This window comes from Pseudoalteromonas sp. SG45-5 (assembly GCF_014164085.1).
In the GTDB taxonomy this organism is placed as follows: Bacteria; Pseudomonadota; Gammaproteobacteria; order Enterobacterales; family Alteromonadaceae; genus Pseudoalteromonas; species Pseudoalteromonas aliena.
The window spans coordinates 42,418-49,815 of the sequence record NZ_JACJEM010000037.1 but is presented as its reverse complement, the minus strand read 5'-3'; the positions used below and the strand labels follow the sequence as shown (position 1 = coordinate 49,815).

The window sequence follows — 7,398 nt, the reverse complement described above, 5'->3', positions numbered from 1 at the left end:
TAGGCCAGCTATTGACGCGTAAGTTCGCCTTGTTTTCACTGAAAATCTCTGGCTAGAGAAAAATAAATTTAAATATCATTATGATTCAATATATTAGTAAATATCTTAACCAGAGTTCAGGTTAATTATTTTTTAAAAGGCGCGCTTACTTATAGTGCGTCTTTTTTGCTTTTGTCATTAATTTTTGCATCAATCAATAAATTTTCAAGCTCATCTTGCAGTTCAAAAAGCTCAGGCTCAATATTATCTAAAGTACATTCACTTTTAAGTGATGTTTCTATTGTTTCAGCTAATGATTTAAGCTTTGGCACGCCTGTGTAGCAACATGCACCATGAAATTTATGAACGATAGTGAGTACTTGCTGGCAATCTTTGTCATCAATAGCTTTAATGAGTAAATTAAGGGTCTCTGGTACGCTTAACAACAGCATATTAAGCATTTCTAACGCGAGCTCACTTTTCCCACCTGCGCGCTGTAACGCAAGAGTCCAGTCAATACGATTACTTTCAAATGGTGCAGGGCTCTGTGGAGTATTCTTTTTACTTTTATCGCGATTGATTGGTGTTTGTGGGCTGTGATCGCTAATAATCTGTCTTAACATATCTTCATCAATTGGCTTTGTTAGGTAGCCTTTAAAGCCATCTTTAAGCAGCTGTTCTTTTTCACTATGCAGTGCATGAGCTGTGACGGCAATAATAGGGGTATCTTCATTCAATGATGATTCTTGTATTAGTTTACATGCCGTGATGCCGTCCATAATCGGCATTTGAATATCCATAAAGATGACATCGTATTTATGACTTTTGCTCAAACTATAGGCCTGAGAGCCATTATGAGCTGTGTCCATTGCTTCAATTTGCTCTGCAAGTAAGGTGCAAATTAGTTTTAAGTTCGCGTCATTATCATCCACTATAAGCACTTTAAGTGGCAGTAACTGCTGCTCATTTTGTTCGATGTTATGAACAGGGTGATCAAGGCGGTAAGGCGCTGCCAGCACTTCACACAATTTGCGATGATTGAGAGGCTTACTTAAGCAGGCGTCTGCACCACTGCCAATAAATGCTTCACGCATATTATGCGAAACAGTATTTAGCATTAGATACAAGTAATCAGTAGAGTCGCGCACTGCTTTAACGTAGCTTTTTAGTCTTTGCATGTCATCAACAGACGCCATGTGTCCAATTAAGCAAACATCGTATTTAAACTCTTGATTTTTTATCGCATCTAAAAAGCTTGTTTCGTTAAAGCAAGCGGTAACGTTGGTTTGCCATTGTGTTAATAACGACAACACTGCGTGATGCGTGTGTTCGTGAGGCTCTAAATATAAAATACGCTTACCAACAAGCGATTTACTAGGCAAATCATTTGTGAATACATGATTGGGTAATCTAAATATGCTGTTGAAAGTAAAGCATGTTCCGTTACCAGGCGCTGAGTTGAGTGTTATACGCCCGCTCATTGCTTCAACAATATGCTTGGTAATAATAAGCCCTAAGCCTGTTCCACCAAACTTACGCGTTATGCTTGAATCGGCTTGACCAAATGGAGTAAATAGAGAATCTTGCTTATCCATTGGGATGCCTACGCCGGTATCGGTTACGGCGACTAATACCGATGCGCGTTCTTCATCGAGTAATCGGTAACTTATATCGACTTTAATTGAGCCTTTTTCGGTGAATTTTATGGCATTACTTAAGAGGTTAATGAGTATTTGCTTAAAGCGAGTAGGGTCGCCAGTTAAATCATCAGGCACTTGTGAGTTTATATAGATTGATAACTCAAGCTGCTTATCGTGAGCACTTGGTGCTAGCAACGTCATTACTTCGTTAACAGCATCTCGTAATTGAAACTGAATTGACTCAAGTTCCATTGCGCCGGCTTCTAATTTAGAAAAGTCTAAAATATCGCTAATAATGGTCATGAGACTATTGGCTGAAAGCATAATTGTATCGAGGTAATCTTTTTGATGCTTATTAAGTGGCGTCTTATAAAGTTGGCGAGTAAAGCCCATTACCCCATTTAAGGGGGTGCGCAATTCGTGACTCATTTTGGCTAGAAAATCAGATTTAACACGGTTAGCATCTTGCGCTTCTTTTTTTGCCATTGTGAGCTCAATATTTTGAGTCTCGTATTGTTCTAGTGTTTCACGGTAGTCACTGGTTGCTTGATCTATGTTTTTTTGCATTTCATCTTTTTGCATCACCATAGTATGGGCAATAGTATTTAAACCTTCTCGAAGTAATTCAAACTCGCCAATCATACTCTCGTTTAGGCCGGTACTTCTTTTTCCTTCAACAAGCTTGTCGGTTGCGAGTACTAACTTATTAAGCGGCGTCATAAACATACGGCTTAATCTAAATGCTAAAATAGCGGCAAATATCAAAGATAAAATAATGACAATACCGCTCACTAGTAATGCTTGCTGTTGCCCTATTACAGCTTGGTCTTTGTTTAGCTGTAAAATAACCGTTCCTAACGGAGAGTGAAATGCAGATGGATCCCATTTTGAGTCATGGGTGGAGTGGTTAATAATTGGAGTGAAAAAAGTAACTAATTTTTCTGAAACTTGTATTTGAGTTGTATTTAAATTTTGCATCACTTTTTGATTAATCAACTTATCAAAAGAGCGGTGATAGTTGCTGGTCATTATTAATTGGTTATTATTATCAAAAATAGCTATGGATTTTACCGTTGGCGAATGTTTATTGTGCGTATAGCTAATTAAGCGACTGAGCAGTTGTTTGTTTTTTTCAAATAAGGGTTGCTCTAGCGCAATTGCAAGAGGCTCAGAAATAGTGGCGCCTTGCTGATATAAAATTTCATCAAGCTCAATGTAACGATTTATTGTAAAATAACCACCAAGCAATAATCCAATGATCACCGTCGGGATCAGGGTCAGTGTTAAAACAGAATCGCGTAAGCCTAATTTAGTCATAATGGGAACGTTTATCATTATTAGTATGTTTCGAGTATATACGGTTCAACACCTATTCTCAAAGCCTCTGCTATAGCAGTACATTTATTGTTTTAACCTATAACCATTTTAAGGTAATGCCAAATGGCACAAATTTTTAAAGCAAAAAAAAAGCCACTACAACAAAAGTCAGTAGTGCTTGATATAACTGCAATGGATCATCAAGGACGTGGTATCGCAAAATACAATAACAAAGTGTGTTTTGTAAGCGGTGCATTACCAAGTGAGCAAGTAAAAGCAACGCTTGTTGATGATAAAGCACGTTATAGTAGTGCAATTACACACAAGGTTATTAAAGCAAGTGGTGCACGAGTAGCGCCTTTTTGTGAACACTATACTCATTGTGGTGGATGTCAATTACAGCACTTAGAGGTAAGCCAACAGGTCGCTGAAAAACAAACTGCGGTAAATCAGTTATTTGAAAAGTTCGCAAAACAAAAAAACTTAAACTGGCAAACCCCGTTATTAAGTAAATCAACACACTATAGGCGCAGTGCGCGTATTGCTGTGATGTTTGATAAAGCGGCTAAAAAAATGCGTGTGGGCTACAGAGCAAGCGGCTCAAAAAATATTGTAAGTATTAATCAATGTGCCGTGTTAAGTGAAGCATTCGCAGATATATTTACACTTTTTGATGATTTAATTAATCAACATAAGCCGCTGCACAGTATAAGCCACCTGCAATTGTGCGAAAGTGATGACCATAGCTTTGTTATTATTCGCCATACAAAAGTGATTTCTGATGAGTTTAAAGCATTAGTAGAGCAGGCAGCTTCGCATTATAAGTATGACATTGTATGGCAAGGCGAGAGTGATGTAATTGAGCATTCGCATTTAGCAATGCCGTTTTACTATCTTGAAGAATTTAATCTTAAGTTTGAATTCGGTTTAGATAATTTTATCCAAGTAAATGCACAAGTTAACCAAGCTATGCTGAAGCAATCAGCAGATTGGCTTAATTTAAATGGCGATGAAAATATCTTGGATTTATTTTGCGGTATTGGCAACTTTTCGCTCGTGCTGGCAAAACAAGCAAAAACAGTAACAGGTGTAGAAGGGGTTACTTCAGCGGTTGCAATGGCGGCGCAAAATGCGCAAACTAACTCTATTGCAAATGCGCAGTTTCATTGTTTTGATTTAACGCAAAAAATTCAAAATGCGCTGTGGTTTAGTAAAGATTTAGATGTACTCGTATTAGATCCATCTCGTACTGGTGCAATGGCTGTATTAGAGCAGTTACCTTTAAAGCAATTTAAAACAATTTTATACGTCTCTTGCGACCCTGTTACTTTAGCCCGTGACAGCGCTATTATTTCGCAAGCAGGTTTTGATCTTAATAAAATAGGGCTAATGAATATGTTTCCTCATACAGGGCATATTGAAACTATGGCGTTATTTCAACGGAGGTAAAGCGCATTATGGTAGCTACACGTCAATCGCATCAACAAGATGAAACGGGCGATTTTGCCACTCGTCTAAAAGCACTCGGATTGTCTGCTGAAAAAGCTGAATTACTTAATCAGGCGCAAGCACTGTGTGTAAACTGCAACAACGAAAAGCAACAAAATACAGCCATTGAAATGGTTGAAATTTTGGCTGAGCTAAACCTTGATGCCGAATCGTTAGCGACTGCGTATTTAACACCGTATTTTTTAAATGATGTTGTGTCGCTCGACACCGTTGAAGAGTTGCTAGGTAATAACGTGGCAATACTTTTAACAGGTGTTGCGCAAATGGCCACAATTAGTACCTTATCGCATCAAGGTAAAGGGTCAGTTCAAGTCGATAATATTCGAAAAATGCTGTTAACAATGGTTGAGGATGTACGTGCGGTGGTTATTAAATTGGCTGAGCAGGTATGTCATTTACGCAACGTAAAAGATGCCGATGAAGAAGACCGTGTTATTGCAGCCAAAGAAACCGCTGATATTTTTGCCCCATTAGCGAATAGATTAGGAATAGGGCAACTAAAATGGGAGCTTGAAGATTTATCGTTCAGATACTTACGCCCAGATATATACAAAAGTATAGCTAAACAACTCGATGATAAACGTTTAGCGCGCGAAGCTTATATGGAAGATATGGTGGAGCAAGTGAAAAGCCGTTTGAGTGAGGCAGGTATTGAAGCTGAAGTTTATGGCCGGCCCAAGCATATTTACAGTATTTATAAAAAAATGGCGCAAAAAAATTACGAGTTTGATCAATTATTTGATATTCGCGCTATGCGAATTGTGGTTGAACGCTTGCAAGATTGCTACGGTGCGCTGGGTATTGTGCACACTAATTGGCGTCATCTTAATAAAGAGTTTGATGATTACGTTGCTACGCCCAAACAAAATGGCTATCAATCTATTCATACCGTGGTATTTGGCCCTGAAGGTAAAACGGTAGAAATACAAATTCGCACCAGCGATATGCATCAAGATGCAGAGCTAGGTGTTGCAGCACATTGGATATATAAAGAAGGTGCACTTCCTGGACGTGGCTCTGGTTATGAGCAAAAAATAAGCTGGCTGCGTAAACTACTGCAATGGCAAGAAGAAGTCGTTGATGGTGGCGATTTAGCTGAAGAGCTTAAAAATCAAGTAGTCGAAGACCGCGTGTACATATTTACCCCAAGCGGCGATATTATCGATTTACCCCTTGGCGCAACACCGCTTGATTTTGCTTACTATATTCATTCGAACGTTGGTCATCGTTGTATTGGTGCTAAAGTGTTTGGCAAAATAGTGCCATTTACGCATCAGCTTACAACTGGGGATCAAGTAGAAATACTTACCCAAAAGCAACCAAATCCCAGTCGTGATTGGTTAAATCCTTCATTAGGTTACATCAAATCGTCGCGTGCTAGAGCTAAAATACATCATTGGTTTAAACAACTCGATCGGGATAAAAACCTCAGTGCGGGTAAAGATATTCTTGATAACGAGCTGCAAAAGCTGGGTTTAAATTATAAAGACTTAGCACCCGCGATTAAGCGTTTTAATTTTAAAGAGCTTGATGACTTAATGGTTGCCATTGGCGCGGGCGATGTGCGTCTAAATCAAATGCTTAACTTTGTTACCGATCGTACAGAAGACGAGCCGGTAATACGTTTTAAAAATCCGACTAAAGTAAGCGGCGATAAAAATGGCATTGTAGTTGATGGCGTTGGTAGCTTAATGAGTCACGTGGCTAAGTGTTGTCGTCCAGTACCTGGTGATGCAATTATTGGTTATATTACTCAAGGACGTGGTATTGGCGTACATAAAGATGATTGCGATTCGTTTAATAACTTAAAAGAGCAGCATCCTGAGCGTGTGCTTTCTGTTAGTTGGTCTGATGATATAAACGGCTCGTACGCATTGAGTATTAAAATAGAAGCCACCGACCGATCTGGGTTAATACGCGATATAAGCTCAGTGCTAGCAAACGAAAAAGTAAACGTACTTAATATGAATGTAAACACGGTAACAGATAATCAATTAGCAATTTTTACTATGCAAATAGAAGTGCATGATTTATCGGGTACCAACCGTGTTCTTTCGAAATTGCATCAAATAGAAGGTGTTCATGACGCCAAGCGTGGTCATTAAACATGAATGATAATGCAGCGCTTACGCAACTTCTTAGCATAATGAAAACACTGCGAGATCCTAAAAACGGTTGCCCGTGGGATCTCAAGCAAGATTTTAAATCTATTGTGCCGCATACATTAGAAGAAGCGTACGAAGTTGCCGACTGTATTGAGTCAGGCAACTTAGGTGAGCTTAAAGGTGAATTGGGTGACTTGTTATTTCAAATCGTATTTTATGCGCAATTAGCCCAAGAACAAAACTTATTTGATTTTAGCGATGTAATTGAGCAACTAAACACCAAACTCACTCGTCGTCACCCGCATGTATTTGATGATAAAAAAGAGCTAACAGACGAGCAATTATCACAGCAGTGGCAAGCAATAAAAGCACAAGAACGCAGTACTAGAGCACAAACAAAATCTCCTTCTTTTTGGCAAGATATTCCAGCTAATATGCCGAGTTTAAGTAAAGCTAAAAAAATCCAACAACGCGTGGCTTCACTTGGTTTTGATTGGCCAACATATCATGGTGCGCTTGATAAAGTGAGTGAAGAAGTACTTGAGGTAAAAGAAGCGATCGAACAGGATCCGTCATCAGATCATACCGCTGAAGAGCTCGGCGACTTACTTTTTGCTACTGTTAATGTTGTACGCCATGTTAAACGAGACCCCGAACAGCTGCTTCGTAGCGCTAATGACAAGTTTTCAGCACGGTTCGAGAAGGTGCAAGTATATTTAAGCGCGCAAGGCAAAAGCTTAGATACTGCCACCTTTGAAGAAATGGATCGGGCATGGGATGCGATTAAAAAATTGTAATAAAATTATGCACATTTTTTGTGCGCACATTTACTATTTTTAGCTGGATTG

The 7,398-nt window shown here is 39.0% G+C and carries 4 protein-coding genes; 3 read left to right on the top strand and 1 reads right to left on the bottom strand.

Annotated elements, in window-relative coordinates; genetic code table 11:
- Positions 1–149: 149 nt before the first annotated feature.
- Positions 150–2,936, bottom strand: coding sequence for a two-component sensor histidine kinase BarA (gene barA, locus H5119_RS12990; RefSeq protein ID WP_138586626.1), 2,787 nt, complete (start codon positions 2,934–2,936; stop codon positions 150–152).
- 123 nt (positions 2,937–3,059) lie between these two features.
- Here barA and rlmD point away from each other — a divergent pair, with 123 nt between their 5' ends.
- The 3 genes from rlmD to mazG are packed head-to-tail and all read left to right on the top strand — an operon-like array spanning position 3,060 to position 7,347.
- Complete coding sequence (rlmD, locus tag H5119_RS12985) at positions 3,060–4,385, top strand: 23S rRNA (uracil(1939)-C(5))-methyltransferase RlmD (RefSeq protein ID WP_182702519.1); 1,326 nt, start codon at positions 3,060–3,062, stop codon at positions 4,383–4,385.
- An 8-nt stretch (positions 4,386–4,393) separates the two neighbouring features.
- A complete protein-coding gene (relA, locus tag H5119_RS12980) occupies positions 4,394–6,550 on the top strand; it encodes a GTP diphosphokinase (RefSeq protein WP_182702518.1) in 2,157 nt (718 codons plus the stop codon).
- 2 nt (positions 6,551–6,552) lie between these two features.
- Positions 6,553–7,347 carry a nucleoside triphosphate pyrophosphohydrolase gene (mazG, locus tag H5119_RS12975; RefSeq protein WP_182702517.1) on the top strand — a complete coding sequence of 265 codons (795 nt, stop codon included), beginning with the start codon at positions 6,553–6,555 and terminating at the stop codon, positions 7,345–7,347.
- Positions 7,348–7,398 lie beyond the last annotated feature (51 nt).

Coding starts and splice junctions, on each gene's coding strand:
- relA (WP_182702518.1), top strand. CDS start 4,394: ATGGTAGCTACACGTCAATCGCATCAACAAGATGAAACGGGCGATTTT.
- barA (WP_138586626.1), bottom strand. CDS start 2,936: ATGACTAAATTAGGCTTACGCGATTCTGTTTTAACACTGACCCTGATC.
- rlmD (WP_182702519.1), top strand. CDS start 3,060: ATGGCACAAATTTTTAAAGCAAAAAAAAAGCCACTACAACAAAAGTCA.
- mazG (WP_182702517.1), top strand. CDS start 6,553: ATGAATGATAATGCAGCGCTTACGCAACTTCTTAGCATAATGAAAACA.